Source organism: Bacillota bacterium LX-D, assembly GCA_031628995.1.
In the GTDB taxonomy this organism is placed as follows: Bacteria; Bacillota; DUOV01; order DUOV01; family Zhaonellaceae; genus JAVLUO01.
Genome location: JAVLUO010000021.1, coordinates 1 through 15,421 on the forward strand (window position 1 = coordinate 1; position 15,421 = coordinate 15,421).

The following is a 15,421-nucleotide window of genomic DNA, read 5'->3' on the forward strand; positions in this document are numbered from 1 at the left end:
AACGTCTACTAGTAATTTTGGATCAAACCCTGGCTTGACTTCTACAGCGACCTGGCCTACCCTTACTAACAAAGAAGTTTGAAAGCCTGCATCGCTAGGATCCAATGGCAGCCACGATAATGTAGTCTCAGTGGATGTCTGTTTCTCTTTTCTAAGCCAGTACCTTAATTGATGGAGCTTTACGTTGTTAGCTGAACACCATGCTGATGCACTCTGGCCGCTCTCTTTAAATTCCTTTACCCTGGCTGCCCAAAAGTCTCGTAGTTCTTCTTTAGTCATGAAAATCCTCCTTTATCGACTCTATTTTGCTAAGAGTATCTCATAAAGAAGGATGGTGGGCTAGGTGGGGGCTATTTGACGCTTACGTAATATTTCTCCTATAATTTACCAAATACTGCTCTAATTTGTGTGAAAAAAGTTGGGCTGAAAAGGCAGGGTCAAGGAGAAAAGGAAAAAGGGATAAGTGGCGTAAATCTTGCTTTTTCAAGGCTTTGCCCTTATCCCTTTCTTATTCTGTATGGACTTGATCCTTAATCCTTTTCCCTTATCCCTCCCTCAACGGAACCCCTTTTTTCGCATGGATGGGAGGAATAAATGAGAAATACATAGTTTGGAAAAAAGTGGTAAGGATTAAGGAATAAGAGTAGATGATACTGGAGATACAACAATTATATCCTTAAAGAAATAATTTTTTAAGTTTAAGATATAAAACTAAAACCCAATCTAGTTAGTTCTCTCTTTTGTTCTTTATTTAGCTTTGGTACAGCGATGCATAGAAAATCTTCTGCTCTGCTAAAAGCAACATAATAAATACGACAATCATCTTCTTCAGAGTCTATCTCAGGATTTAATATGTGTCTTATATCTCCATTATTTTCTATGTAAACTAAAATCGATTGGTATTCTGTACCTTTTGCCTTATGAATTGTTCTTACATCACTATTTTTTTCCTCTTCTAATTTTAAACTATTAATTAAATCTCTAATAGTCAAAGATTCAGATAAAATTTTGAAATTACCTTTAGCTCTTAGATTTCTAAGTGATAGCCCTAATTTACTAAGCAAATCATCATTAAGTTCGTTGTAGAAATCATATAATTTTTTGTTTATATTTTGGGTTCGATTATTTATTAGATATTCTAATATCGAAACAGCTACACTTCTTTTTATAAAATCATTTTTTATAACTGATTTTGTAAAAGGATCCTCAATATTTCCTTCAGAATTAGTCTTAAGTGTTTTTAATATTTCCTTAACTGCCATTTCATATCTTGAACGATGTGCAAACTCTTGAGCGGTAAGAATTCGTTTTAAAAATCTTTCCCTTCGGTAATCAGCCTCGTGAATGTTATCCCATATTTTGCAATCACAGGTTTTATAGCCATTTTTTAATTTTATTACAGACTCGTTATTACGTGTAAGAACACAGTAATCGTCATTAAGGTTCAAACGCAATCTTTCGTCATTGAATAACTTAAGGACTTTATCTATATCGTCACTCTCAATAACAGAAATACTGGCACCTTCACATTTTCTGAAACATTCTTGCTTTACATTATCATTCTTTCGAATATAATTTAGGAAATTGATTATTTTGTTACTGCTCCTTCTATTACTTTCAATTTTATAATTTCTTTGTCCAGGTAAAGAAAAATCTATAAAATCTCTTCTTGAGGCACCTTGAAACTTATAAATTGACTGTGCAGGATCTCCTATAACCCCTATCATTGATCCTGACTCTGCAAGCCATTTTATAATCCTCGTTTGGATTGGATTAGTGTCTTGAAATTCATCAAGAAAAATATAAGGATATTTAGCAACAATAAATTCCTTAATGATTGGGTATTGTTTGATTATTTGGTAACTAAAGTAAAGTACATCCTCATGGTGTAATATACCCTCATCCCAATGTAACTTTTTATATGAATAAAAAAACTCTTTTGGAATATAATATTTACCTATTCGTCTTTTATAATCACTTCTTACCTGTAATTTTAAATCACCTTCTTCAAAAAACCAACCTAAATCTGACAAACAATCTTTTATTTTGCTATCATCTTTCAAATACCAAAGATTATTTAATTCCTTCCATTGAGATATTTTACCTTTAGTCGGTACATTTTCTTCATGCCCATCCAGTTTCGTAATATTGATAATATTTTTACCATGCTCATCTTTCAAAAGATAGGCATATGGTTTTACAATGTTCTTATATAAAAAGCTATGAATAGTAGAAACTTCAACGTTATCTTCATTTAAATTTAATCTTTCCTGTATTTCTTCAGCCGCAACATTCGTATAAGTAATGCAAGCAATCTTAGAAGTGGGTTTTATTCTCTTTGAATTTTTTAATACATATTTTATGTAGTTAACCAGCCAATAGGTTTTACCTGCACCAGGACCAGCAATTATTTTAAAGTGATTATCTAAACTATCAATTACTTGATCGGAAGTAATTATTTCAAAATTATCTTCAGGCATTGTAGTCTTCCTCCACTTCATCTACATAACATACCCACTTAAATGTCCTTTTTATATAATCTGGTATCTTAAATAATTCTCTGGTCGGTGCTTTTAAGTTTTCTTTTAGTTTATAAGCTAAATCAAACGCTGCCTCACCTTTCTCATCTTTTACATAAAGATAATAAGAAGTTGCTTTTTGAGATTTCCGTTTATCTTCTTCTGACCAATTGCTTAAACTCGGCCAATTAATCTCACTATTAGGTACCGAATCATATATTAATGGAGATTCGGTGTTTTCAAAAGCTATATCATACTCTAAGGTTTTCCCTTTTCCAGATTCATTGTAAAATACTTTTACATTATCGCAGTTTAAAGTAGCAAATAAAAGGTTACATACCACGCTCGATATTTTTCTATACTCATATAACTGTGGCTCAACGTCTATTTCAAATGGCCAACAGCTCTCCCATTTAGATTGTCCTCTCTTCTTTCGGGCAGGATCAGTATCCACAATGCAAGCAACTCTCTTATGCAATGCAAATTTTTTCCTTTCATTTTCTACTCCCGCACCAAATAATTTTATGAAATGCTTAAAAGTTGAGCCATCAACTCTAACCATTGAAACATGTTTTTTATCAAAATTTAAATCCATATATTCTGCCAAAACAGGAAGAAGTATTTGTTCAGCAATACCTTCCCCAAAAAGAACTGATTTTGCAAATAACATTGTTGACTTTGTAGCATCAAGGTATCTTTCAACATATTTTTTTGATTTCTGATCTTCTTTCGAATCGGAAAATACTTTTCCTGGGTATGCAGGAAATATTTCATTATGCTGATTTCTATTCATACAGATTATAGGGTCTAACCCTACAGCAGCAGTTATATGGGTTGAATGAGTAGTAACAAATATCTGTCTACTTATGCCTTGATTATCTATCTGTTCTTTTAAATATCTTAAAAAGTTATATTGTAATGCTGGATGCAAATGTGCTTCTGGCTCTTCTATCAACAGAATTGGAAATATTTTTGCATTTTCTCCAAATTCACTCGATGTAATCATTTCAAACTTCGACAATAGTAGAGATATGTAAATCAAATTATTATAGCCCATACCGTTATTAACTACTGGCACTTCAATTCCTGTTTTATTCCTTATCATTAGTTTAAGTGCTGATAATACATCACTTTCCTCCAATTTTCCCCCCAAAACTGGAATGCCTCCTACAGCAGCCCCTGTTTTTTCAGCCAGTTCTAAAATATTGCTACTATCAAGACGATTTATCATGTTTTCAACTAATTTATCCGCGTGTTTTTGAAATTCTTTTTGTACTTTATTTAATTCTTCTTTCCCCTGTTCACCGTTATCTTTTTTAAACTTATGGTCTTTAATATAATTTAATACTTGTTTAAGCAAAGTATTTTTCCCAGTAAACATCTTATTTTCAACATCTCTTAATGCATCTAGCATCTCACAATGAAATTTACTCAAATATTCACTTTCTACCCTATTTTTGCTTTCAATATTTCCTCCATAAATTCTTGAAACATATTTAGGTAAATATTTTTCTAAAACAGCCCAGCTTTCTTTAATTTTTTCATCGCTTGTTGGCGAAATCTTATTAATTTCCTCCTCGTATTCTTTTACATTAGTTTCGGGTAAAAAATATTTGTAAGTTAACGTTGCTTCCCATGGAGTTTCTAATTTGGTTAGCCAACTTGCTACAACAGCTTTATCTTCAATCTTATCATTTTTTGAAGATCTTAAAGTAAGCGTTATAGTAATCTCGGGAGGAGTAGGCCCAATTTCTATTGTTTTATTAAAATCATCTATGGTAGGAGCATTTGTATTAGAATGATTAAAAATATATTGTAGCGCCTTCATTATTGCAGTTTTACCAGAGTTGTTTTCACCAATAATTACGTTTAATCCTTCATTAAATTCTATCTCTACATCTCTAAAACACCTGAAATTCTCTATCCTCAACTTTGATATATACATAGTTTAAGATTAACACCTCCATTTATTAAAATTTGTATAATTAAATACCGATGGTATAAGTATCCAAAAATTTATATCTTTTCGCTCTGCTTTAAAGAAGAATTACAAAAAGAAAAAGCCGTGGATAAATATTTCCATAACTCCTACGACTTCTACTTAATTCCAATTAATCACTATTTGTACCAATTTTATATCTTCGTTACCGTTAAGAAAAGAACAGGGTATATAAATACTGTCAAATGGCCTTTCATATCCTTCAATATAAAATTTTACAGTATTTGAATGACAGCTTACCCTATGAACATATCTTATAATCGGTTCATTTTTTAATTCAGGTTTTTTTGCATAATCCCGCTCACTTCTGATTTTTTCAGCTTCAAATTCATCCTTGAACTTCACTGTAACATTGATTGATTTAGGCGGAGGATTTGGCACTCTCCATTTATTTATGTATAATGTGCTCTTCTCACCTGCTTCGCTATATATCCATTTGTAACACATTTCACTGCTACCGCAAAAATAAAATGTTCCTGAAACAGCCATAATACCCCTCATAAAATTTTTATTCTTTAACAATCTCAAATATATAATTCTCCATATCTTGGCAAAATTCCTTCCTTATCCCCGCTTTTCTCAACACTTTCCACAGCTTTGGATTTTCTCCCTGTCTTTTCAATTCCCTAACCGCCCACTTTACCCTTCTTAACTGGAAGTTCCTCCTGCTTTCCTTCACCGAATCCAGATACAGCTTAGTAAGGGGCATCTTGTCCAAATGTTTCTCAAGAAGTCCCCTTATACCTAATTTGCTGCCAATCAGGCTTATAGTAATCCTTTCAGGTTTTTCGGTAGAGTTCAGCATTTCCTCGACTACTACTTTTATCTTGGCCAATATTTCTCTATCCCTGTTATCCCAATCAACACGTGTATTTTTGTATGTATATCTTGGTTCTGGCGAATTAAGCTGGAGCCATTCTCTATCATTTCGGTATAGCCAAGCGTAAACTGCTTTTTTTAGCTGCCGCAGCTCTGTTTTGCTTTTATCTGGGTAATGATTCATTAACTTAAGCCATTCTCCTCGGTAATAATCCCTCTTATCGAAAATCGTAATGCTGCTCCCTTTAGCTTGAATAAGCTCTCGGTTACTTCTTTTCTCCCAATAGGTCTCAAGCCCTAGCTTGGCAGCATATTTTTTTACCGTATTAGGATCTGCCCCCATCAGCTTCGCTGTCTGCCGTAAGCTTAACCTTTTTTCAACAAGTTCCTTAAGCTTGGCCTCCCACACATGCCCGAATTCCTTTATCCTCCCTACCTTATACCGAGATTCTTCAGCAACATCAGGACCTGTCCTTACATATACAAACCCGCAGTCACAGGAAAATGTTCCTACGGGCTTTTTTGTATCGTTACTGTAAGAGATTCTTAATTGCTTTACCACGGGCTTAAGGTAATGTTCGGTCACAGGATTAAGGCACGGCCAGGGACCGTCTCCGAAGGGTTTATAAGTTAACTGCCTGTAAAACAAATCGGGGACGGTTATGCCCAGGAACCTTGCAAAAAGCAGATGCCTTATAGGATGGCTTGCCCTGTTTCTCCCTCTTACCATATTCGTTAACCAATTACTATTACTGTCGATTTCAATACTCGACTGGACAAAGCTCAAAAATTCCTCCCCGTAAAATCGTACAAATTCCTCGGTCAGCTTTTTCTGCATCACATTGCCGTTAACAGTAGCAAAGCCTCGCTCTATTAACTTCGCTCGATACTGCTCATGAAACCATTCCGTGGGGCGCCGTTCGAAATGGCTGTTAAGTAAAATCTCAACATCTTTTGCCAGTTCAATCAAATGCAACACAGTCTTATCCGAGTATGCAACTGCAATGCCTTGCTTTATACAATTTTCCTCGCTGGCAGCAACATACTGATGTTTGTTGTAGCCCTTGAGCGGCACTTGACTATCATAAAGTATTACCTGATGTTTAGGGCAAACCAGCACTCCAGGGATCTGGTGGATACGGTGCCAGTAAAGTTCTCTTAAGCCCCCTAACTAGGTTGGACATCGTTTCTTAAGAAATGATAAACTAAGTGTAGGGGGAATTTTTATGACCAGGAAAAAATACAGCGATGAATTTAAACAACAAATTGTCAAAGAAGCAATTGAGACGGGCAATATATCCTTAGTAGCCCGACAGCATGAAATAGCCAAATCAATGGTTGCCAAATGGGTAAAACAATATAAAAACCCTCCTGTGCCTAAAAATAATAAAGGAAAAGCTATCGATAATAGTTACTATAAAGAACTTGAAACCGAGAACGATAAGCTTAAAAAGCTCCTCGGCGAAAAAGATTTGGAAATAGCCATTCTTAAAGATTTGTTAAAAAAAACAAACTATCGATAGAAGATAAAGTAAGTATCGCCAACAAATGGATTAGCCGTGGTTATAAAGTAGTTCTAGTACTTAGAATAGTACGCCTTAGCCGCTCTACGTACTATTATCATATTTCCAGAATTGGTTTTAAAAAACGTACCGGCGGAGGAAGGTCCTGCCCAGGTTACTCGCTAGATAAAGCCAACAACCGAATCTGCGATGAACAAATTAAGGAATGGCTCTCAGAGCTTATCGCAGAAGAAGGTTACGCCTACGGGTATCTTAAATTAACCTACGCCCTAAGGCGCAATTTCAGGCTCATAATCAACAAAAAGAAGGTCTACAGGTTGTGTAAAGAGCTAAAAATTCTTAGGCCACAAAGAAAAATCAAACCATCTTTTCCCCGCAAGATAGCTAAAAACCGGGTATTACAGGTTCCAACCAGCTTTGGGAGATGGATGTTAAATATGGGTATATTGCGGGTGAAAATAGATTTTTCTTCCTGTTGAGTCTTATTGACGTAGCTGACAGAAATATAATTGACTATCACCTTGGTCTTAGCTGCACGGCAGAAGATGCAGTCAGAGTGGTTAAATCAGCTTTATTAAAACGCCAGCTTTATCAAGCTGGAAATAAACCTGTAATCCGCTCAGATAATGGGCCTCAATTTATTAGCCAAGTATTTAATCAGGTATGCGAGGAACTAGGGTAGAGCATTGTATTTGTCAACTCAAAATTCCCCCATGTGGCTATTAAAAATTCCCCCACTTAACAACAAGAGTTATGCTTTCATTGAATTATCCACAGTTTTTTACGTTATCTCATTAATCATGATAATGCAAAGCATGATCGTGTCAATTTGAATACAGTATACACGATGGGTTCTGCCTAATAAATTAGGCCAATTGCTGCTTCTGCAACCACTCCTTTGTTTCTTTCATTCGATAGGAATTCCCATTCATATTAATTATGTATGATTGATGTGTTAAACGGTCAATCATAGCTGCAGTCATAACCGGATCCTGGAATATTTCCCCCCATCGCTCAAAAGAAAGGTTTGTAGTGATAATAGTGGATTTTCTCCCGGCCCGAAGTGATAGGTGGGTAAACAACAGCTCAGAACCTTCTTTGTCGAAGGAGATGTAGCCCATCTCGTCCGCGATAACCAGGTCATATTTCTCGAATCTGTTTTGGAAGGCGCGTAATGTCTGTTCCGCTCTACATTCCTTGATCCGACTAATTAGTAGGGGAACTGTTGTGAACCATACTTTGTAGCCCTCCAGGCAGGCTTTGATGCCAAGTCCTATGGCAACATGGGTTTTACTATTATCGAAAGCTTTTGATAATGGTAATTATCAAAAGTTTTTTGTTATCGAAAGATTCTTAATGAACACCTTTGAAGACCATAGAAGCCCATCAAAAATCTTTCGATAATAAATCATCTACAAAAATCCTCCAACCATTGCAATAGTTCTGTATTTTCTGTCCATTGAGGGATATCCTGTGTAATGATCTGTGGGTATGCGCTTTCAAGTGCATTTCGCTTAAGCTCGGTTTCTGCCTTAAGGTAGATTTCTGTTGTAGTGATGCTGACATGTCCCAACAAATCACGGATATAAATCAGGTTGACACCTGCTTCCAACAAATGTACCGCTTTGGTGTGCCTTAGCATGTGGGGATGAATAGCTTTAGGGAATGATATGTCAGGATTGTTTTCTTTTGCAAGGTTGAAGTACTTCGTCAGAATATATGAAATACCTGGTCGTGTAAACTTTTCGTACCGACTGTTATGGAATAAAGGAATCTGCTGATTACCATTTTCAAGAAGATGTGTTTCCCTCATATATGCCTGTAGAAGCTTTTTTGTCTTGCCCATTAATGGTACACAGCGAGTTTTGTTACCTTTACCTGTAAGTATCACTGTCGCAGGCTCCTGGAGACGGACATCACACGCCTTTAAGTCAATGAGTTCCTGTACACGGGCTCCGGTATCATACAACATTGTGATTAGTATCAAATCGCGTCTGCCTCGTTTTGTGGATATCCGGCTGCGCTAATAGGCAGCTTAGGCAATCTTGTGTCAAATAGTCAATCGACGGATGTTTCCGCTTTTTGAATTGAATTCCCAGAATGCGTTGGCTTTCAAACATGATGTCAGGATACTCTGTTTGGGCATAACGATAAAAACTGTGAATTGCCGCCAGCCGCTGATTCCTTGTGCTTATGCTGACTTTTCTCTCTTTTTCAATCCAGCCAAGATAACCCTTGATTTGTTCCGCTGTTATGCTGCTGAATGTGATACGTTCTGGTTTCAAACCATAAGCTTCTTTAAGAAAGATAATTAGCTGCTTGAAGGTATCTCTGTAGGAACGTATGGTGTTGGAACTGACATTCCTCTGGCCGGGAAGATACTCGGAGAAGTACTTTGTAATGACATGTGCAAAATCAGTTTGTTTCATCTGTCTTCACCTCCGGTATCATCCACGAACACGAATACTCGACCTTTTGAATAATATCTGGATACAAATCAGCTGTAAGGCGTAGATAATGCTGGGTACCTCGCATGTCTTCGTGACCAAGATAGGCAGATAGATAGGGTAGGCAGTTTGTAAGATCCTTACCATTGAGAACCCACTTCTTCAGGCAGTGAACTGCAAATGTATGTCTAAGATCATGTAAACGAGGTCCCTTGCCCGTATGTGAAATGCCTGCTTTCCAAATAATTTTACGAAAATGCCCATAAACAGTACCGCATTGATAATGGCCGCCATACGGCGACGGAAAGAAGTAAGTTCCCTTTGCTTTGCCATTCAAAACTTGCCTACTGTATTCATGACACCTTTTTGTAAGATTGCCCGACATGGGGATGATGCGTTCTTTACCAAACTTGGTTTTCCTTATGTACAAAGTCCCATCCGATAAATTAACATCTTCAATGGTTAGATTCATTGCTTCAGACACACGTAAACCACAGCAGTATAACATTCTGATCACCAGTGGAAGAATTAAGTGACAGTACTGTGATGTGCTGGATAAAGAGTAAGTGTCACTCGCCTTGAAAATAGCTGATATTTCACGTTCAGAAAAAATATATGGTGTATAGGAGTACCTTTCAACTGAACTCATTCCTCGTGGATGAACATATGCCGATTTACCTAGACGGTTCATATATCCAGCAAGGCCGCGCATAATGGAAATCCGCCCCTGCTGTGTTGATTTAGCTTCATATACAGAACGCTCTGTCCAACCTAGAACGATTTCCTTGGTCAGCATCGTAGCACCTTTGAAACAACGGCATACATAATCATCAAAGAGTTTTAATAGTGAAGTTCCTTTACGGTACTGATAACCTACTGCTTGTTTTTCCTTGATAAAACCTATGATATCATTTGCAAAAGCACTGTTGAATGATATATCTCTATTCAAGACCTGTCACCCCCTCCGGGTCAAGTGCACATTCCCTTAATCCCTTCATATCAGTCCTGATGTATACAGCAGTCGACTTTGCATCAATATGTCCAAGAATTTCAGTAATTACAGGCAGAGGAGCACCCTGTTCCAGAAGTGTGCTTGCCAATGTGTGTCTTAAAGAATGGAGCCCGTGTCTATTTCCTTTAGGAATAGAAATACCTGCAGCTCGCGTGTATTTTGTAATGATATTATGCATGTTTGCGTCTTTTCCAAATGCTTCATAGGGTGCGTTAAGGCGTACAAACAAGTAAGGAGAAGTACACTTTGGTGGACGACCGTTCTTCAGGTAATCAATCAGCGCCCAACCAATATCATTCAATATCGGAAAGGTCGTCGGAACTCCAGTTTTCTGTTGTGTGATGCATATCTTCATTGATCTCCAGTCAAGGTCTGTAAGTTTGATCGACTTGATATCACCTGCACGGATTCCAAGCTTTGCAACAAGAAGCAGTATTGCAAAATCACGTTTACCTAATGGGCTTCCCCGATCAATAGAAGCAAGCATGCGCTTCACATCCTCCGTTTTCCACGTAGCCGGAACAGGCGGATAATAGTACTTGCTTTGCTTCGGAACAGAAGTCGATAGATTGGTATCGGTATAACCATTTAGGTATAAAAAGTTTAGAAACACTCGCAGGGTTGTAAGGATAGCAGACATACTTTTTTCATGATGATGGCAGATCGTTTTAACATAATCAGAAATGATTTCAGGTGTAACGTCTCTCATCCCTTTTATGTCTCGTAGGGCAAGATAATCGATGAAGAAGAAAAGTCTCTGCAGCCTGGTCCTCATGCCACGGGATGAATACTCGTTATTGATGCATTCTTTTTCATATGCAGTTAAAGCATCCTGGAATTGTGGTGGTTTCACATAATCTTTCTTCTTGACGATGCGCCTGATAATGACTCCATGAAGTTGATAATCACCTAGTAGCCGAATACATCGAATCGGATGCTTCGCCTTTTTGGGATAGGCTTCTTGGTAGTAATCAATATTACAGTTATACTTTTCCGATAGATAGGACCTGCCAAATTCCTCTGAAAAGTATTTTATGCCAAGCTCATCAGCGTAATCAGTGATTCTTTTAAATGCTGCCCGGAACTGGCATATTGAGTTATACGAGTAATTTAGGTTTTTGAGCTCTTCAAGTACTCTTGTAGAGAGCTCCTTGAGTGTTAAAATCGGTTCCATAGCGACCTCCTCAGAATAAAATGATGATTCTATTCTGAGGTATTATCGAAAGAAATTAAAGTACAATTACTTTCAAAACTTAATGATACATTCATTTCTTTCGATAACAAAAAGCTTTCGATAATTACCAGTGCCGGGACTACCTGCTAATATTACGTTCCGCCCTTCTCGAAGAAAATCCAACGTCTTAAGTAATTTCAGTTTCTTCTGTGCATCCTCTGGTAGATCGCTAATTGATAAGTCTTCCAGGTATCTCTTATGGGTAAATTGAGCCAGGCGAATACGATTGTACCGTGAGGCCTCCCGCCTTGCATCACACTCCTTTTGCAGCAATTGAGCCAGAAATTCCTCATAACAGGCATCACGTTGACTGGCTTCTTGAACATATTCCTCAAGGTATTTGCGAATCGCAGAAAGTTTTAATTCTTTGCTGTATTCTATTATGGCTTCTTTCCACTCTTTACGGGTCGCAGCACTCACGCAATGGCCTCCTTAGATTCTAAGTTTTGGGTATTAAACAATTTATCGTACATTCTTAAATGTTGTATAGCTTGGTCGGCAATATCCTGTGCGACCTGTGAAATTATTGCAATCTCTGGGGTACTTTCCCGGCTTTTAGCACACAATGCTTTAATTTTATCGGTGGTTACATGGCTTGGGTGAATCTTACACAGTTTAGTGATACTTTTCTCTACATCCGAAAGTGATGTCCCGTCCTGCATATATTGCATTAGCTCTATAAATTCTTTCTCTCTCTTGGTATAATAGGTTTCAAAGATTTGTTTAATTTTTTGGTCTGCCTGCTGCAAAGCCATACTACCGGCTAATGCACCAGGTTTTTTCTTTAATGTCTCCAAGTAGTGACTAAGTTCCAATCGCCACTCATGGCAGCCAGTAAGCCTGGCATGTTCAGCAATTTTTGCATCTTTGTAGAAGCAGCAGATTCGGCTGGAGTAGATTTTAACCATGACAAGTTCACCAACTAAATGATCAGGAACTGAGTAATGGTTTTGGTCTACCACAATGGTGGCATACTTGTCCACACGGGCATTTACTACACGGGCTGAATCAAACATTGGGGGTAAGGTTAACAGGTTGGCACGTTCCTGCTCTAAACAAGCCAGTGCTGACTGTCCATCACGGGTGTCTTGTGGCTTAGCATTTAGTTTGTTACATATTTTCAGCAGGTACCTATTGGCCTCATCCAAGCTTTCAAATGTATCCCTAAAGGCAAAGGCTTTACGGCGGATCACATCTACGCTACGCTCAACATGACCTTTTTCATTACCCCTACGGACATTGCAGAATCGGTAACGAAAGCCATAGTAGATGGATAATTGTAACAATCCTTCAGTGGGCTCTTTTTCTGTGCCAACAAATCGTTTAACAGCCACCTTCATGTTGTCATACACTAGGGTCTGGTATACCCCACCTACTTCTTGAAAGAACCGGGCATGTGCCTCCTGAAAACATTCAGTTTTCTGTTTAGTAAACAAATATGCATATCGGTAATTACCATAGGCAGATGTAAATGCAGCCATTTGAAGTATCTGAGGCTTTCCGCCAATTGTCAGTTTTACTTCTCCCCAGTCGAACTCGCAGACATCACCCGGTATATAAGACTCTTTAATAAAGGCCTCTTTGGTTTTACGTTCTAGCGACCGTACAATTCTTTTAACACTGCTATAGCTGATGTCTATATTGTCTTCCACTAGGGATTCATAAATATCAATTATTTTTTTAACTTGTTTATGTTGGCCATTCCTCCGTTTCTGTTCATTTTCATCCAAATGTTTTTTTATTAGGCTTTGAATATCTTCAGTAACTTTCCGCTTTGGCCTATTTCCAACTGTATACTTGGGGATTTCCACAATTTCCTGAATTAGTTCCCCGGGATCTACTAGGCCAGAGGATTGTTCCAATTCCTTTCGCTTTTCTTCATATTTATTGATGTATCTGCGAACCGTTTTCCGATCCACACCCGTCAATCTGGCAATTTCCCGCTGGGACTTTCCCTCCCGGTAATACATGATGAGTATATTTTGTTTTTGAATCAACTTAATCATCTCTCCTGGCTCCTCACATAGCTGTAATTTTGCTCTATGAGGATTATCGGCTAAGGTGGGGGAATTTTCAATGACCTTTGTGGTGTACTTTTAAATTACCATAAACAAGCATGAACGGATCCCTTTTAAAACTCCAAACAAAAATGCACATATAGAAGCTTTTCACCGGCTTTTAGAAGATGAATGCTTTAGCTGCTATGAATTTGCAACCTATGCAGAGGCATATGAAGTCGTAGCGCACTATATCAGGCGTTATAATAAGCAAAGACTTCACTCAAGCACCGGGTATATGCCGCCTGAAGAATTCTACAGATGTCTTAGAAATGGCGAAAAAGTCTTGAAAATTACGGTTTAGAATTATTCGTTTAACCTGTAAGAATAAAGTCTTATGGTTTAAGAAAGGGTCAAGGTCGCAACGCGGCGAAGCGTAACCTTGACGCACTTCTTAAACCATAAGAAAATAGCCAGCAGGTTAAACAAAAGATGTAATCGTGTGAGATCGTGAGAAATTAAGAAACTATGTCCAAAATTCGGGGGTCAATCCGTTACCTACTACAGTATCAATTTCCCAATGACCAAAAGTTTGGCGTTGTTGTACTTCTTCTGGTCTTTGGTCAATACTTATTCCCATGATGCGTTTGTTCTGACGAACCCTTTTACTTTTAGGCTTTAATCTAAGTTTAAGGCTTAAATCAATATTTCGGACTGTTAGCAACCCTTGGTCTATGTAACTATACAAAGTTTTGGTGCAGACAATGGTAGCATCTTGCCATTTAGGATCTCGTTTGCAAGAACCGGCAACTGCATCTGGCGACCATTTTTCGTGCAGTATCTTATCTTCTGCAAATTTCAGAAAATCTTCAACCTGAGCCAGCTTGCACTTTGCCCCACAGTTCATACGGTTTTTCTTATATATTGCCTGTCCAGTTTCGGGGAAATATTCTTCATAAGTTGATAAATCCGAACGCCTTTGAATTGTGGTTCCTCTTTTAATTTCGCGACTAATTGTACTTGGTGAGCGACCTAACTTGTTAGCAATATAACGTTGAGTTTTACCTTCTTTTAAGAGAGCGGCAATCTGACCTCGTTCAAAGACACTTAGGTGTTTAAAAGAACGTACAGTTGTGGTAGACTTGGATTGAACAGCCATAGTAGAGACCTCCTGTATGTTTGGAGTAGACACCTAAATCATACATGATTTCTCACTATGGTTGTTTATTTTTTTACTGTATTTTACCTGTTGCATTTAATTTTACAATGAACCTAATTGCTTCATTTTTCATAAATAGAGCAGCCATTGAGTTGTCCTTTGAGCCAATGGTTGCTTTTTTATGCGCACCTACCGCTATGCTGTTGTTTTCTTCGCCTATAACAAACTGGTAGGATATTCACGAAGCGCTCACACGCACCGGAATGTGTTGCCGCAGATAAAATGGTCGGTCATAATATGCAATAATATGTTCATGACAATAGGATGAAGTAAAGGATGGATGCGGTTCCTCACATTTGATTTTGACAAATCAGCAAGATTCTATATATTCCTCATATGGCTGGCTCCTGATTTGGAACATCACCTCTTCTATTTTGCAGACAGGCTATTCTGTTTAATTCTGACGTATATGAGCCACTCCTCCTAAAAAATCATCTTCCTACTGGATGCCTGAGCACTGTTTTCATGCGCTCCGGCTTACTTTTCCTCGGGTCTGAAAGATATATCTCGTGGTGTTTTCCCCCGATACCAAGCCTGTCCTTTAAGCCTTCCTGGGCGATAAAAGCATCAATTTTCTTCATCGTTTCAGGTTCGGTCGAATACGGTCCAATGTGCATTATCTGTACGCATAAGCCTTCATCAAAAGCCTCAA

The 15,421-nt window shown here is 37.8% G+C and carries 15 protein-coding genes and 2 pseudogenes; 3 read left to right on the forward strand and 14 right to left on the reverse strand.

Going from position 1 to position 15,421, the window contains the following annotated elements; all coding sequences use genetic code 11:
* The 5 genes from RDV78_11155 to RDV78_11175 form a co-directional block, all read right to left on the reverse strand.
* A partial coding sequence (locus RDV78_11155) for an IS66 family insertion sequence element accessory protein TnpB (GenBank protein MDS1030987.1) occupies positions 1 to 279 on the reverse strand: 279 nt, incomplete at its 3' end.
* A gap of 419 nt (positions 280 to 698) precedes the next feature.
* A complete protein-coding gene (locus tag RDV78_11160) occupies positions 699 to 2,480 on the reverse strand; it encodes an ATP-dependent helicase (protein ID MDS1030988.1) in 1,782 nt (593 codons plus the stop codon).
* Positions 2,473 to 4,464 (reverse strand): AAA family ATPase, encoded by a 1,992-nt coding sequence (locus RDV78_11165; GenBank protein MDS1030989.1) that lies wholly within the window; start codon positions 4,462 to 4,464, stop codon positions 2,473 to 2,475. The genes RDV78_11160 and RDV78_11165 overlap by 8 nt, the downstream gene beginning before the upstream one ends.
* 156 nt (positions 4,465 to 4,620) lie before the next feature.
* Positions 4,621 to 5,007 carry a hypothetical protein gene (locus tag RDV78_11170; GenBank protein ID MDS1030990.1) on the reverse strand — a complete coding sequence of 129 codons (387 nt, stop codon included), beginning with the start codon at positions 5,005 to 5,007 and terminating at the stop codon, positions 4,621 to 4,623.
* Positions 5,008 to 5,026: 19 nt separating this feature from the next.
* Positions 5,027 to 6,412, reverse strand: a complete 1,386-nt coding sequence (locus RDV78_11175; GenBank protein ID MDS1030991.1) for a TnsD family Tn7-like transposition protein — start codon at positions 6,410 to 6,412, stop codon at positions 5,027 to 5,029.
* 151 nt (positions 6,413 to 6,563) lie between these two features.
* On the opposite strand from RDV78_11175, the gene RDV78_11180 reads away from it, so the two are divergent.
* Both RDV78_11180 and RDV78_11185 read left to right on the forward strand, forming a co-directional pair.
* The gene (locus tag RDV78_11180) at positions 6,564 to 6,860 is read left to right on the forward strand and encodes a transposase (protein MDS1030992.1); all 297 of its coding nucleotides are present in this window, start codon (positions 6,564 to 6,566) and stop codon (positions 6,858 to 6,860) included.
* Between the two features lie 397 nt (positions 6,861 to 7,257).
* On the forward strand, positions 7,258 to 7,542 hold the full coding sequence (locus RDV78_11185) for a DDE-type integrase/transposase/recombinase (protein ID MDS1030993.1): 285 nt from the start codon (positions 7,258 to 7,260) through the stop codon (positions 7,540 to 7,542).
* A gap of 184 nt (positions 7,543 to 7,726) precedes the next feature.
* Here RDV78_11185 and RDV78_11190 read toward each other — a convergent pair.
* The 7 genes and pseudogenes from RDV78_11190 to istA form a co-directional block, all read right to left on the reverse strand.
* Positions 7,727 to 8,152: pseudogene (locus RDV78_11190) on the reverse strand (ATP-binding protein).
* A 116-nt stretch (positions 8,153 to 8,268) separates the two neighbouring features.
* The gene (locus RDV78_11195) at positions 8,269 to 8,832 is read right to left on the reverse strand and encodes a tyrosine-type recombinase/integrase (GenBank protein ID MDS1030994.1); all 564 of its coding nucleotides are present in this window, start codon (positions 8,830 to 8,832) and stop codon (positions 8,269 to 8,271) included.
* Entirely contained in the window at positions 8,822 to 9,289 is a 468-nt protein-coding gene (locus RDV78_11200; protein ID MDS1030995.1) for a site-specific integrase, read from the reverse strand. Before RDV78_11200 ends, RDV78_11195 begins: the two co-directional genes overlap by 11 nt.
* Complete coding sequence (locus RDV78_11205) at positions 9,276 to 10,256, reverse strand: tyrosine-type recombinase/integrase (protein MDS1030996.1); 981 nt, start codon at positions 10,254 to 10,256, stop codon at positions 9,276 to 9,278. The genes RDV78_11200 and RDV78_11205 overlap by 14 nt, the downstream gene beginning before the upstream one ends.
* Complete coding sequence (locus tag RDV78_11210) at positions 10,249 to 11,493, reverse strand: site-specific integrase (protein MDS1030997.1); 1,245 nt, start codon at positions 11,491 to 11,493, stop codon at positions 10,249 to 10,251. The genes RDV78_11205 and RDV78_11210 overlap by 8 nt, the downstream gene beginning before the upstream one ends.
* A 72-nt stretch (positions 11,494 to 11,565) precedes the next feature.
* The gene (locus tag RDV78_11215; GenBank protein MDS1030998.1) at positions 11,566 to 11,973 is read right to left on the reverse strand and encodes an ATP-binding protein; all 408 of its coding nucleotides are present in this window, start codon (positions 11,971 to 11,973) and stop codon (positions 11,566 to 11,568) included.
* Entirely contained in the window at positions 11,970 to 13,559 is a 1,590-nt protein-coding gene (gene istA / locus RDV78_11220; GenBank protein ID MDS1030999.1) for an IS21 family transposase, read from the reverse strand. The genes RDV78_11215 and istA overlap by 4 nt, the downstream gene beginning before the upstream one ends.
* A 118-nt stretch (positions 13,560 to 13,677) precedes the next feature.
* On the opposite strand from istA, the gene RDV78_11225 reads away from it, so the two are divergent.
* On the forward strand, positions 13,678 to 13,914 hold the full coding sequence (locus RDV78_11225) for an integrase core domain-containing protein (GenBank protein MDS1031000.1): 237 nt from the start codon (positions 13,678 to 13,680) through the stop codon (positions 13,912 to 13,914).
* 198 nt (positions 13,915 to 14,112) lie between these two features.
* Here RDV78_11225 and RDV78_11230 read toward each other — a convergent pair.
* Both RDV78_11230 and RDV78_11235 read right to left on the reverse strand, forming a co-directional pair.
* Positions 14,113 to 14,709, reverse strand: a pseudogene (locus RDV78_11230) (IS30 family transposase).
* A gap of 491 nt (positions 14,710 to 15,200) precedes the next feature.
* On the reverse strand, positions 15,201 to 15,421 hold a 221-nt coding region (locus RDV78_11235), incomplete at its 5' end, for a GyrI-like domain-containing protein (protein MDS1031001.1).

Coding starts and splice junctions, on each gene's coding strand:
- RDV78_11195 (MDS1030994.1), bottom strand. CDS start 8,832: ATGTTGTATGATACCGGAGCCCGTGTACAGGAACTCATTGACTTAAAG.
- RDV78_11160 (MDS1030988.1), bottom strand. CDS start 2,480: ATGCCTGAAGATAATTTTGAAATAATTACTTCCGATCAAGTAATTGAT.
- istA (MDS1030999.1), bottom strand. CDS start 13,559: ATGATTAAGTTGATTCAAAAACAAAATATACTCATCATGTATTACCGG.
- RDV78_11210 (MDS1030997.1), bottom strand. CDS start 11,493: ATGGAACCGATTTTAACACTCAAGGAGCTCTCTACAAGAGTACTTGAA.
- RDV78_11165 (MDS1030989.1), bottom strand. CDS start 4,464: ATGTATATATCAAAGTTGAGGATAGAGAATTTCAGGTGTTTTAGAGAT.
- RDV78_11180 (MDS1030992.1), top strand. CDS start 6,564: ATGACCAGGAAAAAATACAGCGATGAATTTAAACAACAAATTGTCAAA.
- RDV78_11170 (MDS1030990.1), bottom strand. CDS start 5,007: ATGGCTGTTTCAGGAACATTTTATTTTTGCGGTAGCAGTGAAATGTGT.
- RDV78_11200 (MDS1030995.1), bottom strand. CDS start 9,289: ATGAAACAAACTGATTTTGCACATGTCATTACAAAGTACTTCTCCGAG.